Origin of the sequence: Brevibacterium pigmentatum (assembly GCF_011617465.1) — a bacterium.
GTDB lineage: Bacteria > Actinomycetota > Actinomycetes > Actinomycetales > Brevibacteriaceae > Brevibacterium > Brevibacterium pigmentatum.
This window is the reverse complement of sequence record NZ_CP050153.1, coordinates 1,099,727-1,124,083: the sequence shown is the minus strand read 5'-3', so window position 1 is coordinate 1,124,083 and position 24,357 is coordinate 1,099,727. Positions and strand designations below refer to the sequence as shown.

The window sequence follows — 24,357 nt, the reverse complement described above, 5'->3', positions numbered from 1 at the left end:
TCAGGGCTTTTCGGGAGCGCCGTCGGGTGGAGCTTGTCCTTCACCTCCGCCTCCCGGGGCAGCGCCTCCGGTCGGTTCGGTGTCGGTGTCGACGGGGACGTCGAGCGTGGCGGTGTACCCGGAGTCGGTGTCGCCGCTGATCGTGGCGAGTTGGTGTTCTCCTCCGTCGTCGCCGAAGACGTTGTCGTCGTCGAGGCTGATGGCCGCAAGGTTTTTCGCCGATCCGTCGTAGGCTTCGAGGGCGAAGACGGCGTTGCATGCGTCTTCGGGCAGGGCCATCTGCGAGGTGGCGATGGCGTTGTCGGCATCGGTGATGGAGTCGACGTCGGGGTAGACCTCGAAGTGGATGTGGGTCCACCGGCCGGAATAGCAGCCGGGGAAGACAGAGGTGAAGGTGACCTCGCCGTTCTCATCGGCGACTTGGACACCGCGCAGCCATGTGGCGTCCTCGACGCCGTCGGAGTACATCGAGTAGCGGCCTTGAGCGTCGCAGTGCCAGGCGTAGACGGCGGCACCGTCGAAGGCCGCGTTGTCATTGGCCATGTCGGTGACTGTGAGGGTGAAGGTCAGGGGCACCCCGTCGACGGTGTCGGTCCCGTCGATGTTCGAGCGGATGTCTGAGCGCACGATTCCGGAGTCTTCGAGGATGTCAGGTCCGTTCGATCCGTCCGCCGGGTACGGGCCGGCCGTCTCATCGGGGATCTCGGTGATCGATCCGCTGCTGTTTGAGCTCGCGTTCGTCGTTCCCGAGGCCCCGGAGGTGCGGGCGGCCAAAGCCATTGTGCCGACCCCGGCGCCGACGAGCCCGAGGACTCCACGTCGGCTGAAGAGGGTGCGGATGTCGAACGGGGCGCCCTGGTCGACGACCTCCTCATCAGGTCGATCGAGGAGCCGTCCTTCGTAGGCGGGTCCGTTGGGGGTCTGGTCCGGTTCGGGTACGCGAGCCATGAGCTGTCCTTCCTTCGATGATGTGGATGACACCATCGTGGATATCGGCTCTGGCGCGGGACTGTGGCGTTCCTGGGCGGCAACTGTGGAAGCTCAGACCGGCTGTGTCCCATCCCACCAGTCGAGGACCCGCTGGGCCTGCAGAGTCACCCATCTCGACGGTTCGCCGACCAGGGCGTCGACGTGGAACCAGACGTCGCCGTCGAGGCGATGGTCCTGAGTCCAGGTGCCGTGGTCGGAGCGTCTGGCTCGGATCATCCCGACCGCTTCTTCCATCCGCGGGTCCGGGCCGGTTCCGTCCGCGCTCGTCGCTTCGCGGAAGTAGTCGAGTGCGGGCAGGATTCCGTAGAACCAGCGGCGGGGGTGGAAGAGAGCGAGGGCACGACCGTCGAAAGGTTCACCGGTGCTGCGCGTGCGGAACAGGTCCCGCGACAGCAGGTACTCCTCTCCCCTGGCTCGGGCCTGCTGCACACGTGCGGCGTCGCCCGCAGCCAGCTGATAGTCGAGCAGCGCGACGAGGGCGTTGAGGGTGGAGTGGAACGACGAGACCTTCGAACCTTCGACCCATTCGCAGTTCCATCCGCCGTCGGGCTGCTGGTGGCTCAGGAACCAGTCGACGATGCCGTCGACATCGGCACCGAGCCACAGGCCGTTCGACAGCGGCCAGGAATTGATGCAGACATCGACTTCCCCGCCCCAGTACGGCAGATTCTCGTATTCCCAGCGTGCGGATTCGAGTTTCTCTGCCGTTCCCTCCAACGCCGAGGCGGTCAGTCCCCACTCGCGCAGGTCCTTCAGAGCCCACGTCGTCGCAGTCCACGGCTGTGATCCGTCGTCATCGAATGCGAAGTCGGAGGGGAAGAAGGCCCCGCCTGCCCATTGTCCGTCCGGGTCTTGCTGGGCCAGCAGCTCTGCGCCGAAGCCTTCGTGTTCCACGCGTGCGCGGGTCTCCTGCCAGGTCGTCTCCTCTGCTCCGAGCAGGTCGCGTTCGACCTGCCAGCGCAGGGCCGGGTCCGAGTCGAGGAGCCAGTCGGACAGTTCTGTGCTGATCATCGTTGATCTCCCAATTCGGTCGAACAGTCACTTCGAGAGTAGGCGCCGAATCGCGCGAAGACCATACCCCTGTCCGTCGAAGTGGGATTTCACCAGCTGTCGTCGGCCTTGCGGTGCTCATCCGCGCAGTGACCGCTCCCAGGCCAGGGTTGCAAGCGCCGCAGCCTGGTCGGGCAGGTGCGCATCGTCGAACTGAACTTCCGGCGAGTGATTCGTCGCCGCCGAGGCCGGATCGATGCCTTCGGGCGTCACGAAGAAGAACATGAAAGCACCGGGCACCTGCTCGAGCACGAAGGAGAAGTCCTCGGAACCCATGAGCGGGTCCGGCACCTGCACGGCCAGCTCGGCCCCGAAACGATCGGCCAGAACTCTCAGGGCGAAGTCGGCTTCGCCGCAGTCGTTGACCGTGACGGGATACTGCTCGGTCCACACCACCTCGGCCGTGCATCCGTGTGCGGCCGCAATCGACTCCGCCAACTGTGTGGCGCGCTCGGGGAACCTACGCGTCGACTCGTGGGAGAGCGTGCGCACAGAAGCTCCGAGCTTCGCCGAGGCGGGGATGACATTGACGGCCTCCCCCGCTTCCAACTGCGTCACCTGGGCGACGATGGGGTCGAAGACGCTGAATGATCCGGTGACCATCGATTGCAGCGCCTGTCCGAGTTCGAGAATCGGACGCACCGGGTCGACCGCATCTTCCGGTCGCGAGCTGTGACCTCCGCTGCCGTGCATCGTCACGTGCAGAGTATTCGCTCCGGCCATGATCGTGCCCGGTCTGGTGACGAAGGTTCCCGGCACCCCCGGTGCCACATGGATCGCGTAAGCCGCATCGGGCTTCTGGCCGATGGTGTCGAACATTCCTTCTTCGAGCATGATCTTCGCACCGCCCATCCCCTCCTCGCCGGGCCGGAACATGAAGGCCACCGTGCCCTTCAGCTCGGACTGATGAGCGGACAGCAGCTTCGCGGCTCCGACGAGTCCGGAAACGTGGAGATCATGCCCGCAGGCATGCATGTTCCCATTCGTCGACGCGAAGTCGAGTCCGGTCGCCTCGTTGACGGGCAGAGCGTCCATGTCCCCGCGCAGGAGCACCGTCGGGCCGGGGTGCGCTCCGCGCAGGACGGCGATGATCGAGCTGAGCTCCTGACCGAGCGTGATCTCAAGCGGCAGACCTTCCAGGGCGTCGAGGATCCGACGTTGGGTCTTCGGCAGATCGAGTCCTATTTCGGGGTCCCGGTGCAGGTCGCGGCGCAGTTCGCGCAGATCATCGGCAAGTGCGTGGGCTTCGCTGGTGAAATCGAGAGTCATTGTGTGCTTCACTCGGCAAGACTGGCACGGCCGGAATGAGTCGCGCAATACCGTCTCGAGGAGTTCGCGAATACAGAAACTCCCCCATCGGATTCGTCATCCTGATGAGGGAGTTGATCGGTAGCGGGAGGGGGACTCGATCCCCCGACCTCACGATTCTAATCTAATCGAAACCCGGGAGGATATGAAAGACGATGAAAGCGTATGAAATGACCGTGTGACCTGGTGTGATAACCCGTCTTGAGGCGAGTTCCGTGTGGCTGCTGGGATACCCGACTTCGCCGTAAAGCGCATCGTAAGCGCATGACTCGCCGAGAAGCAGGAGCCAACGATCATTCGATTACTCCGAGTCCTCTTCGGCAACCGCGCCGAACATCTCAGGACTGTAAATAGTAGTTCCAATTGACGTTCCGAACTCGCCGCCAGCCGCATTGCGCGCTGCTTGTAGTTTTATACATGCGAACGAAAATCACAACGGGCGTACTCAGCTTCAAGCTAGATCATGACTTCCCCTCCCACCACACATCATCCGATCGCAACCATACCCCTATCGTCTGGACCCGCCGGTCGTGGAGCTCGACGAAGATCGCGCCATCGAAGCCGAGCCGCGTGGCGGTGCCTTCGAGCCACACTTCACCGTCCCGCTCGAACAAGACACGGGCGCGCACCTGTAGCGGTGGCCGTCCCCGGAAGGAGCCGCGGGCGCCAGCTTCGTTGCGGATCTTCTGCCAGTACCGCCAGGTGGCTGTGACATAGTCCTCATATTCGATCTTGTGTTCTATTCTGCATCCGCCGTACTCCACCCACAGCCAAAGGCCGAACCGGACACGAGCGCACGCGAACTGAGCTAGCACCGATTTCCCACCGAAAGCATCGACGCCAGCAGTACGCAACAGAACCGTGTTGAACCAGTGACGCGGACTTGGATATAGTCAAACTCGGAAACTATCGCCGAACCACCTGGAATCTCAGGAAGAAGGGAATGGTGGCCTTCGTGGCCTGCTTCTAGTCCTGCTGCCCTAGAATCACCCGAACCCCGCTTTCACAGCCGGTCGGGTGATAGGTGGCTTGTGCCTAAACACAGTCGACCTAGCTTCTACCCATTCCCTGTTGCCGTAGCTGATTGCAAAGCTAACCATTCTCAGTTAGCCACTCGCGTTCACCGGTCATGCTCGGTGCGAACAAAGCCCGCCAGCACCCTCAAAGAGCTGCCCGCAAGCTTACGCGAAGGCTAAACTGCACCGGCTTCACGGCTATTCACCTTCAGGCAACTGCTGAAATCAGAGAAAGCCCCTCATGCAGCAACTCAATGCCACACAGATTAAGAAGTCCTTTATCAACACCTCTCGCCGCGAAGTGGAAAAGATCACACTGCCGCCCAATCTCACTGAGATCGGGTGGGCGGAGCTCGACTACTTTGGCTGGGCTGATGCGAAAATTCCTCAACGGGCCTACATTGTCGTCCCCGTAGACGACGTCCCACGCGGACTGATGCTCAGGACAGTGCCCATGGCGAAGTCCCAAGCGATGTGCAGTTGGTGCGAGGACTTGCACGAGACCACCGGCGTCCGGATGTTCACAGCGAAGAAGGCCGGGCCTTCGGGACGAAACGGCAATTCGCTCGGGACTCTCATTCACGGCAATTTCGAGTGCTCCGAGATCGTCAGGAATCCTCCTCGCGCAGTCGAAGGTCACAATGACTTCGAAGCCCATGTGTCAATGCGCGTCGACAAACTGAACGAGCGTGCCACCAGCTTCGTCAAGAGAGTGCTAGGCGAAAAGTAGTCCCCACTCGGGCCCGTCAAGCCACGGCGATCCCACCATGAAACAACGTAGGCCCCCGCCGTAACCACGGTGGGGGCCTACATTGCATCCGCTACCCTATTGCCATGCCCTCAACGATGAGCCCAGCATGAGCACCTGTGCCGCAGTGTGGTGTGACCGCGATGAGTCGCCCCGGGGATAATAGAGGCAGGGAGATTGGAAGAGGGAGATTCTCTCTTGCCAGTGAAATATACCGACGAACTCAAGGCTCGCGCCGTCGAACTCATCATTCATGCTCAGGCCGATCCGGAGACGGCGGACGGGGCAATCACCCGTGTCGCCGGCGAGCTCGGTCTGAGCAAAGAGACCCTGCGAGTCTGGGTCCGTAAGCACAAAGACTCCGGCAAGGCCACACCGACTGAGCCAGTCGATTTGGAAGCGGAGAACCGTCGGCTGCGGGCGGAGTTGGCTGAAGCGAAGCGGGCCAACGAGATCTTGAAGAGAGCGTCGGCTTTCTTCGCGGCGGAGCTCGACCGCCCATCGAAGTGATTGTCGTCTTCATCGACGACAATCGTCACGAGTTCGGAGTCGAGCCAATCGTACGCGCCCTGTCCGGGACTGCGGCACGGATTGCTGTGAGCTCGTATTACGCGTTCAAGAAACGCGAACCATCGGCCAGGGCCCGCCGAGACCAGGCGCTGATGGTCGTCATCCAGGATGTCTATGAGGCGAACTACTCGTGTTACGGGGTGCGGAAGATGTGGAAGGCGATCAACCGCGAGTACGCCGATCAGTTCGGCCCGGTGGCCCGCTGCACGGTGGAGCGGTTGATGCGCCAGTTAGGCATCGACGGTATTCGACGCAGGAGGAAGCGCCCGAAGACGGCTTCGGCTAGGGCTGAGGAGTGTCCGGATGATCTTGTCGAGCGTGAGTTCGCAGCACCGGCACCCAATTGTCTATGGGTCGCGGACATTCCCCCGCAAGCGGGAGGTACCCCCTCCTATGTGCCCACGCAAGCTGGGTGGGTATACACGACGTTCATCCTCGGTGTCTTCCACAGGGAAATCGTCGGCTGGCAGGTGACGAACCACATGCGGGAGTCCCTGGCCAGGGACGCTCTGACGATGGCTCTCGCTGCGAAATATCGGGCCGGTGAAGACGTTTCCGGGCTGGTGCACCACTCGGATCGCGGAGTGCAATTCCGATCGATTCGCTATGGCGAGACCCTGGCGGAATCCGAGGTCGTGGCGTCGGTGGGGTCGCGTGGGATTCGTACGACAACGCCATGGCCGAGGCGCTGAACTCGGTCTACAAGGCCGAACTCATCGACCGGAAGGGGTGGTCGGGGTTGATCGAGGTGATGGCGGAGACGTCGAAGTGGGTGGCTTGGTACAACCAGTCCAGGTTGCATTCAGCGATTAACTACCGACCGCCCGTCGAGGTCCATTCCGAATGGATCAACCAGTCCGGGACAGAACCCGCGGCTGCTTAGGAAACCAAGAATAGGAGCCTCTACGAAACCCGGGGCTTGACATCTCCCCAATTAAGCCGAAGGCGGGGCAGGTGCGAGCCATGACTCAAGCTGAGGTGGTAGCGCTGCGCAATGCGGCCCGACAGTGGGAGGCGACCCCACATAAGTCATTCAGGCCGTACCGGCGCGACATCCTCGACAGTATCGACGTCATGCTCGGCACCGGCGTTCGCACCGGCGAACTGCTCGGCATTCGATGGCAGGACATCGACCTCGACGCGGAAGTGCCGACAGTGTCAGTCATGGGCACCGTAACACAGGCGAATGGCCAAGGCGTGGTTTGGAAACCGGCGCCGAAGTCGGAGACCTCGAAACGGACCCTCTACCTCCCGTCGATTGCGGCGGAGGCGTTGCGGAGGAAGGCCGCGGAGCGCGAGTTCCTTCCCGAATCGGAGGCAGTGTTCGCGTACGAGGTGGGGACGTGGCGGAACCCGTCGGCGTACCGTGTTCACTTCCGGCAAGTGCGGAAAATCGCGGAACTAGATTGGGTGACGCCGAAGACGATCCGCAAGACCGTCGCGACGACGATATACAGTTCGGACGGCCTCGACAATGCGTCTCAGCAGCTCGGGCATTCGGAGGTGGGAGTGACTGCGAAGCACTATGTGCAGAAGCTCAATATTGGGCCGCAGGGCGTGGTTGGGGTGCTCGACGAATGGTTTCAAAGCGCATCGTAACCGCATAGATGTCGGGAATCGGGCAGAAAAATAGCCCCTCACCGGGACTCAATCCCTGGTGAGGGGCTTATCGGTAGCGGGAGGGGGACTCGATCCCCCGACCTCACGATTATGAGTCGTGCGCTCTAACCAGCTGAGCTACCCCGCCCCAGCACCGCATTCTAGGCGGCACGAGAGCCCCGAAAGGGAATCGAACCCTTGACCTTCTCCTTACCATGGAGATGCTCTGCCGACTGAGCTATCGGGGCAACAGGTAAGAATTTACACGGGTTCGCTCGCTCTGGGCAAATCGGACTTCAGTGACGTCACTCACACGCCCTGGAATCGGAGACGAAAACGCCCACCGATCCCTACCCCGCATCGGTGCCATTAGCGAAAGCATCTATTTCACCGGGTCGAATCGCCCGGCCAGGAATCCCTGCAGTCGACCCGGATGGTTCGTGATGATCCCATCGACCTCGGCACCGAGGAGTTCCCGCCATTCGTTCATCTCATCGGCAGTCCAGACGAAAACGCCGAGGTCGTTGTCCATGATCTCTGTGACGACCGATTTGCGCATCGAGAATCCCTTGTACGAAGGATTGATCGCCACCGCCCCGAGTTCGCGAGCGACCTCGATGTCCTCGGGCTTGGGAACCATGCGCAGAAGGAAGCGAGCGACCATCGGCAGCAAGTCCCGACAGGTCTCCAGCGTCCCGATGTTGAACGACTGGACGATCATCCGGTCGGCAATCCCGGTTTCGACCACCAGTTCGGAGATCCTCGCCACCGCACCCGATGACCACTCCCCTTTGAGCTCAAGGAGGAGTTCCCCGCCTCGGTGCTGAATATCCCTCATCACGGCCGACAGGGTCGGGATGCGCACTCCGTTGAATCCGGGGCCCATCCACGAACCGGCGTCGACGAACGACAGCTCTTCGGCGGTGAGATTGACGACGGGACCTCTGCGATTCGTGGTTCGGTCCAGATCCGGATCGTGGAGGATCACGGGAACACCGTCGGCGCTGGTCGAGGTGTCGACCTCGATGAAGTCGACCCCCAGAGCACGCGCCGCGTCGACCGCGGCGAGGCTGTTCTCGGGCACAACAGCCGAATAGCCGCGGTGCGCGATCACCAGTGGGCGACTTCCGGATCCAGGGCGCTCGACGATGCCCCGATCGTGGAGGAACTGCAGAAAACTCATGGCTTCAGCCTATGCCCTGGGCCCTCATTCCACTGCCTGCACGACGTCAGAAGTCCCAACTATCGGAAACTCCGGTCGAATCCCCCACAGACCGATTCTGAACGGATAGGTTGTGGGAAGCATCACACTCCCAACTCGAAGGGCACACCATGGAAGCTATCTACGCTGCCGCTATCGTCCTCGCCTTCATCGCGCTCGGTGAGCTGGTCTCGATCTGGTCGAAGGCGCGTGTCCCCAGCCTTCTGGTTGCGATGCTCGGGATCTTCATCTTCGCCAAGATCGGCGTAGTCCCAGAAACCGTCATCGATGACTCCCTGCTGCTTCAGGCCTACTCGTTCCTCGTCGCGCCGCTGCTCTTCCATATGGGGTCACTCATCCCCCTGCGCGTGATGCTCAAACAATGGCGTTCGGTCATCATCGCAGTCTCGGGCATGCTCGTGGCGGTGCTGCTCATCCTGGCTGTCGTGGCCCCGCTCTTCGGTTTCGAAACCTTCGTGGCCGGTTCCGGGCCCTTGGCCGGCGGCATCGTCGCCACCAGCTTGACGACGGAAGGGCTGACGGCGCACGGTGCCGCCTCGTCGATCATCGTTCTTCCCGCGCTTGTTCTGATGCTCCAGTCACTGCCCTCGATGCCGTTGACGAACTACTTTCTGCGTCGCTATGCAAAGAAGCTGCGCGACAGCGGAGAACTTCAGGAACTCGCTCGCGCCCACAACGAAGAGGAAGAGGAGGCAGCCAAGAAGAAGAAACTCGTCAACCTTCCCGACTTCCTCGTCGACAATCAGCTGTTCATGCTCTTCCTCATTCTCGTCGGCGGATCGGCAGCGACACTTCTGGCGGTACCCACCCATATTCCGTCGTCGATCCTCGCCCTGATCCTCGGCATTCTCGCCACTGCGGTGGGATTGTCCCCCGATAAGGCCATGGAACGGTCGAACTCATTCGGCATCGCCATGGCCGGCGTCATCGCCATCGTCATGGCCCCGCTGGTGACCGCCTCGGTGCAGGACGTCATCAACGCATTCGTCCCCACCATCACGATCCTCATCGTCGGCGGCTCGGGCATCGTCCTCGGCGGATTCGTCGCCACCAAGCTGCTGCGGTGGAAGTCCGGACTGGGAGTGTCAGTGGCTCTGACGGCGATGTACGGCTTCCCTGCCGACTATCTGCTCACCAACGAAGTAGCACGTTCCATCGCCCGTGACGACGACGAAAAGGAAGCACTGCTCAATGTCATGCTGCCGCCGATGCTCGTCGGCGGATTCACCTCGGTCAGCGCCGGGTCTGTCGTCATCGCCAGTGTCCTCGTCAGCATGCTCTGATCTTTGACCGGCTCCAATCCCCGTCAGTTCGAGGCTCTCGGCGCACCCCGAGCTCTCATACGAAAGGACCCCATGCACGATCTCATCGCACAAGGACAGACCCTGCTCCCTGAGCTCCAGGACCTGCGGCGTTCCCTCCATGCGGACCCGGAGATCGGTCTCGACCTGCCCCGCACGCAGGCGGCGGTTCTGGCCGCCCTGTCCGGCCTCGACCTCGAGCTGACCACGGGTGAGGACACCACCTCGGTGATCGCCGTTCTGCGCGGAACGCATCCGAACAGGCCGGCCGACGCTCCAGCGGTGCTGCTGCGCGGAGACATGGACGCCCTTCCCGTGACAGAGGAGACGGATGAGCCCTTCGCCTCGACGAACGGATACATGCACGCCTGCGGCCACGACCTGCACACAGCCGGACTCGTCGGAGCCGCACGGCTCCTTCACGCCCGACGCGACCGACTTGCCGGGGACATCGTCTTCATGTTCCAGCCCGGGGAAGAGGGCTGGAACGGGGCGTCGGTGATGATCGACGAAGGCGTGCTCGACGCAGCCGGGACGCGGGTGATCGCTGCATTCGGGGCGCATGTGCTCCCGGGTCCGCGCGGCGTGGTCGCCACCCGGCCGGGCACCCTCCAAGCGGGTTCGAACACACTGCGGGTGACGATCCACCGACGCGGCGGTCACGGGTCCCAACCGCAGACCGCCGTCGATCCGGTGCCGGTGCTGGCCGAACTCGTCACTGCCCTGCAGAATATGGTCAGCCGCCGCATCGACGTCTTCGACCCCATCGCGCTGTCCGTGACCCAGTTGAGCGCCTCGGACGCGATCAACGTCATCCCCGCCTCGGCGACCTTGGGTGCGACTGTGCGCACGCTGTCGGACGCATCACTCGACATCGTCCGCACCCGCTCGAAGCAGCTCGCCGACGGCATCGCCGCCGCCCATGGATGCAGCGCCGAAGTGGACTTCGATGCCCAGTACCCGGTCACGGTCAACGACGATGACGAAACCGCATGGGCCATGGAAGAACTCCGCGTCCTCCTCGGCGAGGATCGGGTGAAGCTCCTCGAACAGCCGATCATGCCGAGTGAGGACTTCTCCTTCGGCTTAGCCGCGGTGCCGGGCACGTATCTCATGTTCGGCGCCGAGCGCACGGACGTTCCAGCAGAGCGCCAGGGCAACAACCACTCCCCCTTCGTCATCTTCGACGATTCGGTGCTCGGCGATCAGGCGGCGCTTCTTGCTCACCTCGCGATCGAACGACTGGCGAAGGCGACGCGAACGTCATAGCGGTGCAACTGATCTGACACATCGTCGCCACCAGCCACGGCGCGAACACACCTACCGTAGACACTGTGACCACCTCGATCCCCCGCCACCGTGACCTCACCCTCGACCTCGCCCGCGTCGTCTGTGTGCTCGTCGTCGTGTTCGTCCACCTCCTGCTCGTCGGGGTCGGCCGCAACCCGGACGGCTCACCTTTCATCATCAACCCGGTCTCGGGCGAGCGCTGGTTCGCCCCGGCCACCTGGATCGCCGAGATCATGCCGATGTTCTTCGTCGTCGGCGGATTCGCGGCCAAGGTCGGCTGGGAATCAGCCCAACGTCGCGGCGAATCGGCTTCGACCTTCGTCCGCACCCGCCTGCGGCGCCTCGCGCTTCCGGCCCTGCCGCTCTTCATCGTCCTCACTGCTGCTCTCACCTTCGTCCAGATTCTCGGCGTGGATCCCGAATTGGCCGACGCCATCGCCGTCCCTGTCGGTTCCGTGCTGTGGTTCCTCGCCGCATACGCCCTCGCCCAGGCGCTGGCACCGTGGATGATCCGCTGGCATGAACGCAATCCGTGGCTGGCCCTCGTCGTCCTCTTCGCCGGAGCCTTCTTCGTCGATGTCGTCCGCTTGGTCGTCGGCATCCAGGGCCTCGGGCTCGAGCGGATCCCCGCCGACGGCTATGGGGTCGGTGACGAACTCTTCGGTCTGCCCAACGTCGCCTTCGTCTGGCTCTTCGCCCAGCAGATCGGCTTCTGCCTGCGCGACGGCTGGTTCTCCCGTCTCCGCTGGTGGAACCTCGTCATGATCGTCGCCGGATTCGCCTGTCTGGGACTGCTCGTCATCCTCGGCGAATACTCGGCGTCCATGCTCACGAACCAATGGCCGCCGACCCTGCCGCTGGCCGTCCTTGCCGTCATCCAAGCCGCCCTGCTGACCCTGCTCAACCGACCGCTGACAGCGATCATGGACCGCCGCTTCGCACAGGCCATCGTGTTCTTCCTCGGCAGGCGACTCATGTCCGTCTACCTATGGCACGTGCCGGCCATCGTCCTGCTCACCGGAATCCAGCTGCTGTGGCTGCCGATGCCCGATCCCGGCACAGGAGCCTGGTGGCTGACCCGTCCGGTCTTCGTTATCGCCGTCCTGCTCGTCGTATGGGCGATCTCAACGACCACGAAACGCTGGGAGAGCCCGCGCCCGGTCCTCTCCCCGAGGTGGCCCTCCGATGCCGTCACCGTCACCGCCGTGGCCCTGTTCGTCTTCCAATCCCTGGCGATCTCGAGCTACGGACTCGACCTGCCGCTGGCTATCCTCGGCCTGGTGTGCACCACGATCGTGGTCAACCTCACCCAAGACAGCGCCACCGCTCGATCCCGGATCAGCGACGGAAACGATGCCACCATCGCCGAGGCGAACCCACCGACCTCGGATCAGCCAGCTGGTCCCCCGGTTCCGCCTCGGTGACCGTGTCGTTCTTCTGCGAATTCCGCCGCAGCCTCCATGCGACGATCTCCTTCTCCACGTCGCGGGGCGGAGTGAACACGGGCGGGCCGTTGCGCAGATCCATCACGGCCTCCCGCACCCGGGCATTGAAGCCGGCGAGGTAGTCGCGGACCTCGGACTCGGTGGAGAAGGCGTCGACGGTGTCTTCGAGGACGGCGTTCTCCTTGCGCAGCTGAAACGCCGCCGGAGCGACGCCGTTGATGCCTTCGGAATCCATCTTCTGCTTGATCCACCAATCAGGATCAGATGAGCTGTGCAACCCGGTCAACGGCTTGCCCAGGCCCGGCAGATCATCGAAATCACCGCGCTTGACGGCTCGGTCGAGAGCGGATTCGACGACAGCGTTTCGGTCCTCGAGTGAATTCAGACGCCGAGGCGACTGCGCGTCGTCCGTGTCATCGCTCATCGGTTCGCTCCTCCCGCAGTCTTGTCCGAAGCCCGGCGTTTCGGCCCAACGCTGCGGTCTCGTGTCCTCACACGGTAGGCGCACCGGCATGCGGTCCGCAAGGACTTCGACGCAATCGCCCACGGCCCAGATTCAGGTCAGCATCGGATACTTTTCGGCGCCGGAAATGTCCGATGCTGACCTATGTTTCTGCTCAAGAGTCCGAATGCGACCTATTCTTCTGACGCACTTGGTGCAGGGAAACTGAAAGCGGCCCCGCGTCCTGTGTTTCCACAAGTCGCGGGACCGCTTCCTTCTGCGTGGCAGATATAGGATTCGAACCTATGAAGGCAATGCCGGCTGATTTACAGTCAGCTCCCTTTGGCCGCTCGGGCAATCTGCCGCAGGTGGCGCTCGATGAGCACCTGAAAAGAATACAAGGCTCGGACCCGAATCACCAACTCGGTAGACGCAGATCACAGTTCGGAGCCTCGACTAGACTCGGGGGCAACAGCCACGCCCGTTTCCAAAGGGCATCAACGATCGCAGACAAAGGAGCATTCATGGCCAGCGAATCCTCATTCGACATCGTCAGTAAGGTCGACCGGCAGGAGGCCGACAACGCACTCAACCAGGCCGCGAAGGAGATCAATTCCCGCTATGACTTCCGCGGCACCGATGCGTCGATCGCCTGGAGCGGCGAAGCCGTGCAGCTGAAAGCCAACAGCGAGGACCGGGTCAAGGCCATTCTCGACGTCTTCCAGTCGAAGCTGGTCAAGCGCGGAATCTCGCTGAAGTCCCTCGAGGACGGCGAACCGTACCCCTCCGGCAAGGAGTACCGCATCGATGCATCCCTCAAAGAGGGCATCGACAAGGACAATGCGAAGAAGATCTCGAAGATCATCCGCGACGAGGGCCCCAAGGGCGTCAAAGCCCAGATCCAGGGCGACGAATTGCGCGTGAGCTCGAAGAAGCGTGATGACCTGCAGGAAGTCATCGCCCTGCTCAAGGGACAGGACCTCGACGTCGACCTGCAGTTCACGAACTACCGCTGATCACCATCGCCCCATGCCGGCCCGGTCCGCACTGCTGAGCGCGGACCGGGCCGGTGTCGTATTCGCCCGTAACGCTGTGACCCGAAAGAGGCCGGTCAGTGTTCGGGGAGCTCGAGCGGAATGTAGTACAGACCTTTCGAGTCCTCCTCGACACTGACCCGGAGGCGATCGTCGAGGTGGATGAAGTCGTTGACCTTGATGGTGCCCTTCTGACCGCTGAGACGGCGGATCGCGAAGGCGGGGATGAGTCCCTGCCGTCCCGAACCGTCGACGGCGAGCGCGTACTTCGGACCGGTCGCGCGGACCCGGACGTCGATGCCCGAATCCTGCTCTCGCAGTTCGTCGATCTCGACGACGGGCTCCGGGTTCGTCAGCGCGGTGAGTTCGACGGCCAGAGTATCGGCCATGTCATCGACGGTGGCGAGCATGTTCGCCATGGCGCGGGCGAATTCGCCGTGCAGCTTGCTCGGCTTCATCGCCGCGCCGGGCTTGTACATGTCCTCATGGGTCAATTCGCTCCACGCATCCTGGAGTCGGGTCTTGACCTGGATCTCGGCGAAGACCGGCGCCCCCTGATCGGAAGGAATACGCAGGATGACATGGCAGGCGCGGTAGCCGCTGGCCTTCGGCGGGTCTGTGTAGTCCTTCCACTCGATGAGTTCGAAGGGTCCGAGTTGGTCGGGATCGCGGAGTGCGGCGAACATCATCGACTGGTCGCGCGGTGATTTGCACAGCACTTTGATGCCGACGATATCGCGGATCTGGTCTTCGACATCCTCGGTGGTGGTGATCGTCAGCAGCGGATCGTCTTCGATCTTCTCGGTCAGCTTCGCCAGGGTCCGTGCCGCGTCCTTGATCCGATGGCCGTCGACGTCGAGGCGGGAGATGTCCTTGTCCTTGAGCAGCCCCTTCTGCTGTTCGGTCAGCCAGTGCTTGATCCGCGCAGCCGCCAGCTGCCAGGCGTCGAGGCGTTCGACATAGGCACGTTCGACGATCGTTTTGAGCAGCGATTCGCTTTTCACGCGCTCTCCCCTGCCTGCCGACGGTGGATTCTCATGGACGTCCTGAGCGTGCCGGCGCCTGAGACGCACCGGTCCGCACAGTCTGACTCTACGCGGTAGATGCAGAACGCCCCGGCAGCGACTCGTCCTCCCTGTGCAACGGGAGGAGAAGTCACTGCCGGGGCGTTGTAACGCTCAGGCGGGCGTGCGGTGGCGCCGGAGTCTCAGCTGCCGGCGGACGGTTGACCGACGGATTCGGCGGTGACGTGTCCGCGCGCCTCGGCGAGCATCGCCTCACGGGTGGCGAGCTTGATCCGCTCACGGCCTTCGACCTCGCCGGCGGCCTTCTCGGCCGATTCGACGCGGTGGTAGCCCTCCCAATCGACGAAGTCGACGCCCTTGGATTCGAGGAGTTCGACGATGGCCGATTCGTCCGGGTACACCGGATCGGTGAGCACCCCGGCGGCACGGTCGTCGAGGATGTGGCCGATGGTCTCGAGCGCATCGCCCTTCGTGTGGCCGATGAGGCCGACGGGTCCGCGCTTGATCCACCCGGTGGTGTACACGCCCTGAACGACATCGGCTTCGGCGGCCGCGGTCTGATCATCGGAGTCGACGACGCGACCCTCGTGGTTCGGGATCACGCGCTTGCGATCGTCGAAGGGCAGCTGCGGCAGCTGAGTGCCCGCATAGCCGACGGCACGGTAGACGGCATCGAGCTCCCAGTCGTGGAAGCTGCCTGTGCCGTTGACACCGCCGGAGCCGTCGAGTTCCATGCGTTCGGTGCGCAGCCCCGTCACCTGGTCCTCGCCGAGGATGGCGACCGGTGCGTGCAGGAAGTGCAGGTGGAGGCGTCGCTTCGCTCCGGTGGGTTCGCGCATGGTGAAGTCCGTGAGCGTCTTCGCGACCTGTTTGGTCTGGTTGCTCGACTCGATCGCCTGCATCGACCCTTCGTCGAACTCGAAGTCCTCCGGGTAGACGATGAGGTCGACGTCCTTGACGGCGCCGAGCTCACGCAGCTCCAACGGGGTGAACTTCGCCTGGGCGGGTCCGCGGCGGCCGAAGATGTGGACGTCGGTGACCTTCGAGGACTTCAGCCCCTCATACACGTGGTCGGGGATCTCCGTGGTGTGCATATCGTCGGCCTGCTTCGCCAGCACACGGGCGACGTCGAGGGCGACATTGCCGTTGCCGATGACGGCGACGCGCTCGGCGTCCAACGGCCAGGACTGCGAGACGTCAGGATGCGAGTCGTACCAGTTGACGAAGTCAGCGGCACCATAGGATCCGGGAAGATCGATGCCTGGCAGATCGAGTGCGGCATCGACGAAGCAGCCGGTGGAGAAGATCACCGCGTCATAGCGGTCGGTGAGCTCTTCGAGGTGGAGGTCGACTCCGTACTCGACGTTGGAGAACAGGCGGATGTCGCCTCGGTCGAGGACCTTGATCAGGGCGTTGATGATGCCCTTGATCCGCGGGTGGTCGGGGGCGACTCCGTAGCGGACGAGTCCGAAGGGAGTCGGCAGACGGTCGAAGAGATCGATGCTCAGATCGAAATCACGCTCCGCCTTCGTCATGAGATCGGCCGCGTAGATCCCAGCAGGACCGGCGCCGACGATGGCCACCCGGAAGGGACGAGTCATTCTCACACCTCTCTTTTCAGTCCCACCGAGTCTATCGTCAATGTAGGTCATCCTTACAATGACGTGACCAAACTCGCATCACCGCCGTTCGACCGGCCAGACGACAGCCCTCCACCTGGCTTCGTCTCACCGCGGCCCGGACGCCTCCCCCAGCAGCCCGCCCTCATTAGACTGAAGCTTGTGAGCCAGAACCCTGCCCCCGATGAGAGCGCAATCCGCCGTGCCGGCCTGATCAACGGATTCTCCGCCTACCTGCTGTGGGGTGTGATGCCGTTGCTCTTCGCCGCCGCGGCCCCCACCGGCGCCCTCGAACTCGTCTCCCACCGAGTCATCTGGTCGCTGGGCTTCTGCGCCATCCTCCTCGTCTTCACCGGCGGATTCCTCCGCACCTGGCAGATTCTGCGCTCACCGCGGCTCTTCAGCCTCCTGCTTCTGGCATCCGTACTCATCGCCATCAACTGGACGACATTCATCTACGGGGTCGAAACCAACCAACTCGTCGAGATCTCCCTGGGCTACTACCTCAACCCGCTCATCTCCATCGGACTCGGCGTCATCTTCCTCGGCGAGAAGCTGCGCCCGCTGCAGTGGACTGCCGTGGGCTTCGGCCTGCTCGCCGTCATCATCGTCGGCATCGGCCTCGGCCGCGTCCCCTATCTCGCATTCACCGTCGCCCTGTCGTTCGGACTCTACGGACTGGTGAAGAACAAGGTCGGCAGCCGAGTCGGCGCACTCGAAGGCATGACTGTCGAAAGCCTCGTCCTCGCCGTTCCCTCGGCGATCTACCTCATCGTCCTCGGCTCGCTGGGGCTGCAGACGTTCTCCGGATTCGGCGGCTGGCACGTCTTCGTCATCATCATCACCGGGCCCGCCACCGCGATCCCGCTCATCCTCTTCAGCGCCGCCGCCCGCCGCATCCCGCTGTCCTGGGTGGGCATGCTCCAATATCTCACCCCGACCATCCAATTCACCCTCGGCGTCACGGTGCTCGGCGAGATGATGTCGACGACCCGCTGGGTCGGCTTCTTTGTCATCTGGATCGCCGTGGTCCTGCTGTGCACGGACATGATCCGCCACAGCCGACGCCGCTCCTGACCCTGCCCCGACCCCGCAGCACCCCTCCATTACTACCTGACGGCGGCTCAGCAACCTCGCGCGAGGTTGCTGAGCCGCCGTCAGGTAGTAATTCAGGGGATTGCCGGCTCGGATTGTCTCCGGGTCTTGACACCACCCTCGGCACCATGGTTCATTAGTTAAGTAACTAACCAACTCACATGGAGCCGACAGTGATCGACGACGCCAAACCCCTGTTCACTCAGATCGCCGAGAAGGTCGAGGACTCGATCCTCAACGGCACCCTGCCCGAGCTCTCCCGAGCACCATCGACGAACGAGCTCGCGTCCTTCTACTCGATCAATCCGGCCACCGCAGCCAAGGGCATCAACCGGCTCGTCGACAAGGGCGTGTTGGAGAAGCGCCGCGGCATCGGGATGTTCGTCACCGAGGGCGCCCGCGCTCTGCTCATCAACGAACACCGCACCACGTTCTCCGAGAACTTCATCAGTCCCCTGCTCAACGAGGCCAACCGCCTCGGTCTGGGGTCGAAGGACGTGATCGCGCTCATCGAAGAGCGCTCCCGAGAACTCCACCTGACCACCGCAATCGATCCGACCGCAGCGAAGGGATGACCCATGAACTCCGTCGTCGAGGTCCGCCACCTCACCAAGACGTACAAGACCGCCACCGCTCTCGATGATGTCAGCTTGAGCATCTCCGAGGACTCGATCTACGGACTGCTCGGACGCAACGGCGCCGGCAAGACCACCCTGATGTCCATCCTCACCGCCCAGAATTTCGCGACCAACGGCGACGTCGAGGTCTTCGGGGAGGATCCGTATGAGAACGCCCGCGTGCTCAATCGCATGTGCTTCGTCCGCGAGAGCCAGAAGTACGCGGACGACTCCAATGCCCGGCACGCTCTGGCCAACGCCCGTCTCTTCTTCCCGCATTGGGATCAGGAATTCGCCGACCAGCTCGTCGACGACTTCGCTCTGCCGCTGAAGACGCCGATCAAGAAGCTCTCCCGCGGTCAGCAGTCGGCCGTCGGCGTCATCATCGGCCTCGCCTCCCGAGCCGAGATCACGTTCTTCGATGAGCCCTACCTCGGCTTCGACGCCGTGGCCCGGCAGACCTTCTACGACCGGCTCATCACCGACTACGCCGAGTTTCCGCGCACCATCGTGCTCTCGAGCCACCTCATCGACGAAGTCGCCGATCTCATCGAGAAGGTCATCGTCATCGACCGCGGCCGGATCATCATGGATGAGACCACCGAGGAGGTCCGCAGTCGTGCGGTCAACGTCGTCGGGGATGCCGACGCGATCAATCGGCTCGTCGCCGGTCGCGAGGTCATCCACCGCGAATCACTCGGCCGAGTCGCCTCGGTGACGATGCTCGGCCACCTCAGCAATGCCGACCGAGAACTCGTCGCCGACGCCAACCTCGACCTCACACCCGTCTCCCTGCAGCAGCTCGTCGTCCGCAGCACTCAGGCGGACCTCGCCGATCCGTCGGCAGCGGAGACCGACTCAAGGAGTCTGCAATCATGACCGCCATCATCGACCGCCCGCCCGAAGCCCGCACCTCGCGTCCGAAGAGCCGCATCCTCGGCGTCGTCCGCCTGCAGTTCACGAACACGCAGACCTTCGTCTGGGTGCCTCTCCTCATCCTCGTCGGGGCCTGGCTCATCACTCTCATCATCCACTGGATCATCGCCTCCGCGGGCGTGGACGGTCCGATGTACAGCGGAGGCTCGCAGGCCCCGCTGTGGTATTTCGCCGTCGTCGGAGCCCAAGCGGTGAATCTCACCTTCTACTTCTCACAGGCCATGAGCCTCACCCGCAGAGAGTTCTGCCTCGGCTCTCTGCTCGCCGCCGCGATCAGCGCTGTCGGCATCTCCGCCGTCTTCGTCGCCCTGGGCCTCATCGAACAGGGCACCGACGGCTACGGCATCAACGGCTACTTCGCCTATCTGCCGTGGGTGTGGGAGCACGGACCACTCGGCGCCGGATTCGTCTACTTCGTACTCACGATGCTGTGCTTCATCCTCGGCTTCTGGTTTGCGATCGTCTACAAACGATTCGGCGCCCTCATCCTCACGATCTCCCTCATCGCCATCGCCTTGGCGCTGCTGGCCGGAGCCGCGTGGGTCAACGTCAATCGGGCCTGGCCGGAGGTGTGGGCGGCACTCGTCGACGCACAGGCGGTCGGACTCGCGCTGTGGGCGCTGAGCCTGAGCGTGGTCTTCGCCCTGGGCTCGTACCTCACCGTGCGTCGCCTGACGACGTAGTCCGCAGTTGCCCTCGCCGAGGCGGCTGAACGGTCCGCGGTTCAGCTGAGCAGAGCCAGCACTCCCCCGGCGAGCACCGCGGCGACCGCCACTGCCGTGCCCATCGCCGCGGTCGTCTTCCACCCCATGGCTCGCCCGACCATGACCATCGAGGGGATACTCAGCGCCGGCAGGGCGATGAGCAGAGCACCTGTGACACCGGCTCCGACGCCGAGAGGCACGAGGGTGAGGATGATCGGGATCTCTCCGCCGGTGGGGATGACCAGCAGGGTCGCGGCGACCGCCACGATGAGGACGGCACCGGCTCCCAACTGGGCTTCGAGTCCGAAGACCCCGGTCAGCCACGGTGCAATGAGTCCGATGACGAAAACGAGCGCGAGGTGTTCGGGAACGAGGATGAGGGTGAACCTGGCCAAGGACCGCAGATAGCGCACGGGCAGAGACAGCAGATTCGCCGAGGCGGGTGCGGGCTCCGGTGCCACCTCGGCGGGGCCGTTCACCCACCGTCCGATGAGCGCGGCGGCACCGACCGCGACGAGGAGCGCGAAGACGATGCGTACCGCCATGTACTGCCACGGCAGGACGAGGGCCAAGAAGATGATGACAGCGGGGTTGAGCAGCGGATTGCCCACCCAATAGGCAAGAGCGGCCGAACGGCGCACACCCGAGTCCCGCAGGCCTGCGGCCACCGGTGCCGCACAGCAGGTGCACATCATCGACGGCATCGACAAGGCGGCACCCACGAGGGATTGACCGGTGTGGCTGCGGCGGTTGAGCAGCTTCAGCAGCCAGTCACGCGGCACCAGTGCGTCGATGGCCGCCGCGACGAGCAGTGCCACCAGCAGCGCTTTCCACACGGCGGTGAAGTACACGAGCGTGAAGTCCCACGCCCCTGACAGCGACACCGTCTGCCCCGCGGCGTCGAAGAGAGGAGCACCATCCCACAGCGAGGTCTTGCTCAGCGTCCATGCCTTGTCCCAGTACGGCAGCCATTTCGACCAGCTCAGGCCCACCACGAGCAGCAGTGCGAGCACACCCAGCCCGATCCAATCGGCGGCACCGAGCCTCTGTGGACTCCTCACCGGTGCCGAAGCCTGGGTGTGCGTCATCGCGGTAGGTCCTTTGCGCTCATGCCGAAACGGCGGTGAATCAGGAGAGAGATGGCAGAGGGAACGAGATCAGGAGCTGCGGGAGACGACGGAATCGGCGAAGGCGAACAGCGCCTTCTTCACCCGGCCGTCGGGCAGCGGTGCCAACGCGGCCTTGGACTCCTCGGCCCAGCGGGCCGCCTCGGTGCGGGCCCGCTCGGTCACGGGATGGGCGGCCAGTGCTGCACGCGCAGCTTCCAGGGCCTCATCGGAATCGAGGTCGGCGTCGAGCAGTCGGACCACCTCGGCGGCGGACTCATCACCCTCAGCCGCGGCGGCGCGCACATAGAGCACGGGCAGGGTGGGAACGCGTTCGCGCAGATCCGTGCCCGGAGTCTTCCCTGACTCCGATGATGTCGTGGTCAGATCGATGATGTCGTCGGCGAGCTGGAAGGCCACACCGACGCGTTCGCCGAAGACCCGCACGGGTTCGGCCAGGTTCGCATCGGCGCCGGAGAACATGATCCCGAACCGCGCCGAGGTGGCGATGAGCGAACCCGTCTTGTCGGCGAGCACCTGAATGTAGTGTTCGATCTCGTCGGCGCCCTCGGGAGGACCGGCGAATTCGTTGAGCTGACCGAGGACGAGTCGTTCAAAGGTCTCGGCCTGGACGCGCACGGCCTCGGGTCCGAGCTTCGCGGTCACCCCGGAAGCCTTGGAGAAGAGCAGGTCTCCGGTGAGGATCGCCACCGAATTGCCCCACACCTCGTGGGCGGCTTTCGCACCGCGCCGCACGGGAGCATCATCCATGACATCGTCGTGGTACAGCGATGCGAGGTGGATGAGTTCGACGGCGACGGCAGCATCGACGATGTCCTCGTTCTGCGCATCGCCGAGGCGGGCGGTGAGCAGCACGAGGTTCGGGCGGGCGCGTTTTCCGCCGGCGGCCAGCAGATGCTTCGATGTCTCGTCCGGCAGTCTCCGCGTCTGTTCGGTGACCTCGTAGAGACGGGCCTCCACGGTTTCCAACTGAGTCGAGATCTCCGCCGCGAGCTGGGCGTCGTCACCGGTGAAGGTGGCCGGAGAGGCTGGGTGGCTCATGTCCTCGTCATTCGTCGTAGTCGTTTTCGGCATGCCGTTGTCCTCGCCCTTGCGCTCAGAGTTCTTCACTGTGGTCTCAGCGTCCTCGTCCCTGCGCTCAGACATTGCTGGTGGCCGGGACGATTCGGGTCAGGGCGGAGATCACCCTGTCGATGAGATCGGCCTCGGAGACCTTCGGGTCGCGGTAGAGGTTCGCCAACAATTTGACGACGAACTCCATCACAACGTCAACACCCATACCGTACTTGATTCCGAACTGCATGAGCGCAGGATGGCCGATGATCGAGGCGAAAACGCGTCCCAATGTGAAGTACCCGCCCAGGGAGTCTCCGAGCAGAGCAGGGTACTCCTCCAACCGGCGACGCATCACGGACTGCGGGTAGCGCGAATAGGTGGAGATCACCTCGGCGGCGATGCGCGCGGATTCCAACGCGTAGTCGATGCCTTCGCCGTTGAACGGGTTGACCATTCCGCCGGAGTCGCCGACGAGCAGCAGACCACGGTGGAAGTGCGGTGTGCGGTTGAAGGCCATCGGCAGGGCCGCGGATTTGATCGGACCCAGCGAGGTGGTTTCGTCAATGCCCCACTCGTGGCCCATGTCCGCGATCCACTGGTTCATCATTCCGCGCAGATCCACGGATTTGAACTGGGGCGAGGAGTCGAGCAGTCCGGCACCGATGTTCACCGTGCCGTCGCCGAGGGGGAAGATCCACCCGTATCCGGGCAGGGTCTCGGATTCCCCGGCCGCATTCGTCGACCGCATCTCCACCCAGGATTCGATGTAGTCATCGGCATGCCGTGGCGTCGTGTGATAGGCGCGGGCGGCGATTCCCATCGGACGGTCGTCGCGCTTCTCCAGTCCCATGGACACGGCCAGGCGGGAGGAGACCCCGTCGGCGGCGATGACGATCGGGGCCCGGAAGTGGGCTTCGGGTCCCACACGGCGGCCTCGGTGGTCGGTTCCGGAGGCGTGGACGCCGCGGATCCATCCGTCGTCGCCGATGTCCGGGGACATGGCGCGAACCTGCTCGAAGAGCCGGGCCCCGCTGCGTTGAGCGTGGCGAGCAAAAGCTTCGTCCATGCTCATCCGCGGGCGGGTGACCCCGTAGTTCGGAGTGCCGTCGATCTCGGGCCAGTCGAGTTCGAGCCGGTGACCGCCGCCGATGAGGCGCAGCCCCTTGTTCCGGTGCCAGCCGTCGGATTCCGGCAGCTCCATACCGAGGTAGCCGGCCTCCTTGACTGCGCGCGGGGTCAGGGCGTCGCCGCAGATCTTGTCGCGCGGGAATCCTGACTTCTCCAGGATGATGACCTCGTGCCCGGCCTGGGCGAGGTAGGCGCCGATCGCCGAGCCCGCCGGCCCGGCACCGACGACGACGACTTCGGCATCGAACTCATTCATCGTCAAGGCTGGGTCGACTCCGCGGTGTCGGCCGCCTCGGCGGGCTTGAGGGCATGGTGGACGGCGACGATTCCGCCGGTGAGGTTGCGGTACTTCACCTGGTCGAACCCGGCGTCGAGGATCTGGTGGGCGAAGGCGTCCTGGTTCGGCCAGTCACGGATCGACTCGGCCAGATAGACGTAGGCTTCGGGGTTCGAGGACACGGCACGTGCCACGGCCGGCAGCGCCCTCATCAGGTATTCCTTGTAGACGAGGCTGAAGGCGTCGAGCGTCGGAGTGGAGAATTCGCAGATGACGAGGCGCCCACCGGGCTTGAGCACGCGCAGCATCTCGGTGAGCGCCAGATCGACGTCGTGGACGTTGCGGATGCCGAAGGAGATCGTGACGACGTCGAAGCTCGAATCGGCGAAGGGCAGGTCCATCGCATCGGCGTAGATGAAGTCGATCTGCGGGTGCCGACGGCGCCCCTCGGCGAGCATTCCGGTGGAGATGTCCCCGGCCACCACCTCGGCGCCGTGGTGGGTGAACGTCATCGACGAGGTGCCCGTGCCGGCGGCCAAGTCGAGCACGCGTTCGCCGGGCCCCGCGGCCACGGAATGGGCGACGGTGCGCCTCCAGGTGCGGGCGATTCCGAAGGTGAGGACGTCGTTCGTGAGGTCGTAGCGGGAGGCGACATCATCGAACATCGACGCGACGTCGGCGGGCTGTTTGTCCAGCTTGGCACGGTTCATGACCTTATTCTCTCAACACCTCATCCGAGAGGGCGAATCCGGATCCCG

General features: G+C 63.7%; 25 protein-coding genes, 3 tRNA genes and 1 other annotated feature. Of the genes, 13 read left to right on the top strand and 15 right to left on the bottom strand.

The window, feature by feature from the left end; translation table 11 throughout:
- From GUY30_RS04975 to GUY30_RS04960, 4 genes are all read right to left on the bottom strand, one after another.
- Nucleotides 1-948, bottom strand: a complete 948-nt coding sequence (locus tag GUY30_RS04975) for an intradiol ring-cleavage dioxygenase (RefSeq protein WP_167194584.1) — start codon at nucleotides 946-948, stop codon at nucleotides 1-3.
- Between the two features lie 93 nt (nucleotides 949-1,041).
- Nucleotides 1,042-2,001 carry a prenyltransferase/squalene oxidase repeat-containing protein gene (locus tag GUY30_RS04970; protein ID WP_167194581.1) on the bottom strand — a complete coding sequence of 320 codons (960 nt, stop codon included), beginning with the start codon at nucleotides 1,999-2,001 and terminating at the stop codon, nucleotides 1,042-1,044.
- A 117-nt stretch (nucleotides 2,002-2,118) separates the two neighbouring features.
- A complete protein-coding gene (locus GUY30_RS04965; protein ID WP_167200713.1) occupies nucleotides 2,119-3,309 on the bottom strand; it encodes a M20 metallopeptidase family protein in 1,191 nt (396 codons plus the stop codon).
- Nucleotides 3,310-3,809: 500 nt separating this feature from the next.
- Nucleotides 3,810-4,202: a hypothetical protein gene (locus GUY30_RS04960; RefSeq protein ID WP_167194578.1), complete on the bottom strand. Its 393-nt coding sequence runs from the start codon at nucleotides 4,200-4,202 to the stop codon at nucleotides 3,810-3,812.
- A 403-nt stretch (nucleotides 4,203-4,605) separates the two neighbouring features.
- Between GUY30_RS04960 and GUY30_RS04955 the strand changes: the two genes are divergently transcribed.
- From GUY30_RS04955 to GUY30_RS04935, 5 genes are all read left to right on the top strand, one after another.
- On the top strand, nucleotides 4,606-5,094 hold the full coding sequence (locus GUY30_RS04955) for an FBP domain-containing protein (protein WP_167194577.1): 489 nt from the start codon (nucleotides 4,606-4,608) through the stop codon (nucleotides 5,092-5,094).
- Between the two features lie 222 nt (nucleotides 5,095-5,316).
- Nucleotides 5,317-5,622 (top strand): transposase, encoded by a 306-nt coding sequence (locus GUY30_RS04950; protein WP_167194575.1) that lies wholly within the window; start codon nucleotides 5,317-5,319, stop codon nucleotides 5,620-5,622.
- Nucleotides 5,583-5,711: a sequence feature (AL1L pseudoknot), on the top strand. Its footprint overlaps the gene before it by 40 nt.
- Nucleotides 5,619-6,374, top strand: a complete 756-nt coding sequence (locus tag GUY30_RS04945) for an IS3 family transposase (RefSeq protein ID WP_167194573.1) — start codon at nucleotides 5,619-5,621, stop codon at nucleotides 6,372-6,374. It overlaps the preceding feature by 93 nt. The genes GUY30_RS04950 and GUY30_RS04945 overlap by 4 nt, the downstream gene beginning before the upstream one ends.
- Nucleotides 6,359-6,565: an integrase core domain-containing protein gene (locus GUY30_RS04940; RefSeq protein WP_167194571.1), complete on the top strand. Its 207-nt coding sequence runs from the start codon at nucleotides 6,359-6,361 to the stop codon at nucleotides 6,563-6,565. The genes GUY30_RS04945 and GUY30_RS04940 overlap by 16 nt, the downstream gene beginning before the upstream one ends.
- Before the next feature lie 80 nt (nucleotides 6,566-6,645).
- The gene (locus GUY30_RS04935; protein ID WP_167194569.1) at nucleotides 6,646-7,281 is read left to right on the top strand and encodes a site-specific integrase; all 636 of its coding nucleotides are present in this window, start codon (nucleotides 6,646-6,648) and stop codon (nucleotides 7,279-7,281) included.
- Nucleotides 7,282-7,355: 74 nt separating this feature from the next.
- Here GUY30_RS04935 and GUY30_RS04930 read toward each other — a convergent pair.
- The 3 genes from GUY30_RS04930 to GUY30_RS04920 form a co-directional block, all read right to left on the bottom strand.
- Nucleotides 7,356-7,429, bottom strand: a tRNA-Met gene (locus tag GUY30_RS04930).
- Nucleotides 7,430-7,456: 27 nt separating this feature from the next.
- Nucleotides 7,457-7,529: transfer RNA gene (locus tag GUY30_RS04925), tRNA-Thr, on the bottom strand.
- A gap of 134 nt (nucleotides 7,530-7,663) precedes the next feature.
- The gene (locus tag GUY30_RS04920; protein WP_167194567.1) at nucleotides 7,664-8,464 is read right to left on the bottom strand and encodes a glycerophosphodiester phosphodiesterase; all 801 of its coding nucleotides are present in this window, start codon (nucleotides 8,462-8,464) and stop codon (nucleotides 7,664-7,666) included.
- Between the two features lie 149 nt (nucleotides 8,465-8,613).
- On the opposite strand from GUY30_RS04920, the gene GUY30_RS04915 reads away from it, so the two are divergent.
- The 3 genes from GUY30_RS04915 to GUY30_RS04905 all read left to right on the top strand — a co-directional run bounded on the left by GUY30_RS04915 (nucleotide 8,614) and on the right by GUY30_RS04905 (nucleotide 12,518).
- A complete protein-coding gene (locus GUY30_RS04915; protein WP_167194564.1) occupies nucleotides 8,614-9,786 on the top strand; it encodes a hypothetical protein in 1,173 nt (390 codons plus the stop codon).
- A gap of 72 nt (nucleotides 9,787-9,858) precedes the next feature.
- On the top strand, nucleotides 9,859-11,073 hold the full coding sequence (locus GUY30_RS04910; protein WP_167194561.1) for a M20 metallopeptidase family protein: 1,215 nt from the start codon (nucleotides 9,859-9,861) through the stop codon (nucleotides 11,071-11,073).
- A gap of 65 nt (nucleotides 11,074-11,138) precedes the next feature.
- Nucleotides 11,139-12,518, top strand: coding sequence for an acyltransferase family protein (locus tag GUY30_RS04905; RefSeq protein WP_167194558.1), 1,380 nt, complete (start codon nucleotides 11,139-11,141; stop codon nucleotides 12,516-12,518).
- On the opposite strand, the gene GUY30_RS04900 is transcribed toward GUY30_RS04905, so the two are convergent.
- Both GUY30_RS04900 and GUY30_RS04895 read right to left on the bottom strand, forming a co-directional pair.
- Nucleotides 12,433-12,963, bottom strand: coding sequence for a DnaJ family domain-containing protein (locus tag GUY30_RS04900; RefSeq protein ID WP_167194555.1), 531 nt, complete (start codon nucleotides 12,961-12,963; stop codon nucleotides 12,433-12,435). The two genes, GUY30_RS04905 and GUY30_RS04900, sit on opposite strands and share 86 nt — an antisense overlap.
- A gap of 300 nt (nucleotides 12,964-13,263) precedes the next feature.
- Nucleotides 13,264-13,345, bottom strand: a tRNA-Tyr gene (locus GUY30_RS04895).
- Nucleotides 13,346-13,505: 160 nt separating this feature from the next.
- On the opposite strand from GUY30_RS04895, the gene GUY30_RS04890 reads away from it, so the two are divergent.
- Nucleotides 13,506-13,997 carry a YajQ family cyclic di-GMP-binding protein gene (locus tag GUY30_RS04890; RefSeq protein ID WP_167194552.1) on the top strand — a complete coding sequence of 164 codons (492 nt, stop codon included), beginning with the start codon at nucleotides 13,506-13,508 and terminating at the stop codon, nucleotides 13,995-13,997.
- A 95-nt stretch (nucleotides 13,998-14,092) separates the two neighbouring features.
- Here GUY30_RS04890 and GUY30_RS04885 read toward each other — a convergent pair whose 3' ends face one another.
- Both GUY30_RS04885 and GUY30_RS04880 read right to left on the bottom strand, forming a co-directional pair.
- Nucleotides 14,093-15,019 (bottom strand): GTP pyrophosphokinase, encoded by a 927-nt coding sequence (locus GUY30_RS04885; RefSeq protein ID WP_167194550.1) that lies wholly within the window; start codon nucleotides 15,017-15,019, stop codon nucleotides 14,093-14,095.
- Nucleotides 15,020-15,222: 203 nt separating this feature from the next.
- Nucleotides 15,223-16,641, bottom strand: coding sequence for an FAD-dependent oxidoreductase (locus GUY30_RS04880; RefSeq protein ID WP_167194548.1), 1,419 nt, complete (start codon nucleotides 16,639-16,641; stop codon nucleotides 15,223-15,225).
- A gap of 180 nt (nucleotides 16,642-16,821) precedes the next feature.
- Here GUY30_RS04880 and rarD point away from each other — a divergent pair, with 180 nt between their 5' ends.
- The 4 genes from rarD (at nucleotide 16,822) to GUY30_RS04860 (ending at nucleotide 19,990) form a co-directional block, all read left to right on the top strand.
- Nucleotides 16,822-17,736 carry an EamA family transporter RarD gene (gene rarD / locus GUY30_RS04875; RefSeq protein WP_167194546.1) on the top strand — a complete coding sequence of 305 codons (915 nt, stop codon included), beginning with the start codon at nucleotides 16,822-16,824 and terminating at the stop codon, nucleotides 17,734-17,736.
- A gap of 191 nt (nucleotides 17,737-17,927) precedes the next feature.
- On the top strand, nucleotides 17,928-18,329 hold the full coding sequence (locus GUY30_RS04870) for a GntR family transcriptional regulator (RefSeq protein WP_208091516.1): 402 nt from the start codon (nucleotides 17,928-17,930) through the stop codon (nucleotides 18,327-18,329).
- Nucleotides 18,330-18,332: 3 nt separating this feature from the next.
- A complete protein-coding gene (locus GUY30_RS04865; RefSeq protein WP_167194544.1) occupies nucleotides 18,333-19,250 on the top strand; it encodes an ABC transporter ATP-binding protein in 918 nt (305 codons plus the stop codon).
- A complete protein-coding gene (locus tag GUY30_RS04860; protein ID WP_167194542.1) occupies nucleotides 19,247-19,990 on the top strand; it encodes a hypothetical protein in 744 nt (247 codons plus the stop codon). The genes GUY30_RS04865 and GUY30_RS04860 overlap by 4 nt, the downstream gene beginning before the upstream one ends.
- 41 nt (nucleotides 19,991-20,031) lie before the next feature.
- On the opposite strand, the gene GUY30_RS04855 is transcribed toward GUY30_RS04860, so the two are convergent.
- The 4 genes from GUY30_RS04855 to GUY30_RS04840 form a co-directional block, all read right to left on the bottom strand.
- The gene (locus tag GUY30_RS04855; RefSeq protein ID WP_167194540.1) at nucleotides 20,032-21,099 is read right to left on the bottom strand and encodes a permease; all 1,068 of its coding nucleotides are present in this window, start codon (nucleotides 21,097-21,099) and stop codon (nucleotides 20,032-20,034) included.
- A 69-nt stretch (nucleotides 21,100-21,168) separates the two neighbouring features.
- Nucleotides 21,169-22,212, bottom strand: a complete 1,044-nt coding sequence (locus GUY30_RS04850) for a polyprenyl synthetase family protein (RefSeq protein WP_407645299.1) — start codon at nucleotides 22,210-22,212, stop codon at nucleotides 21,169-21,171.
- A 64-nt stretch (nucleotides 22,213-22,276) separates the two neighbouring features.
- Nucleotides 22,277-23,578, bottom strand: coding sequence for a geranylgeranyl reductase family protein (locus GUY30_RS04845; RefSeq protein WP_167194538.1), 1,302 nt, complete (start codon nucleotides 23,576-23,578; stop codon nucleotides 22,277-22,279).
- Nucleotides 23,579-23,580: 2 nt separating this feature from the next.
- Entirely contained in the window at nucleotides 23,581-24,309 is a 729-nt protein-coding gene (locus GUY30_RS04840) for a demethylmenaquinone methyltransferase (RefSeq protein WP_167194536.1), read from the bottom strand.
- Nucleotides 24,310-24,357 lie beyond the last annotated feature (48 nt).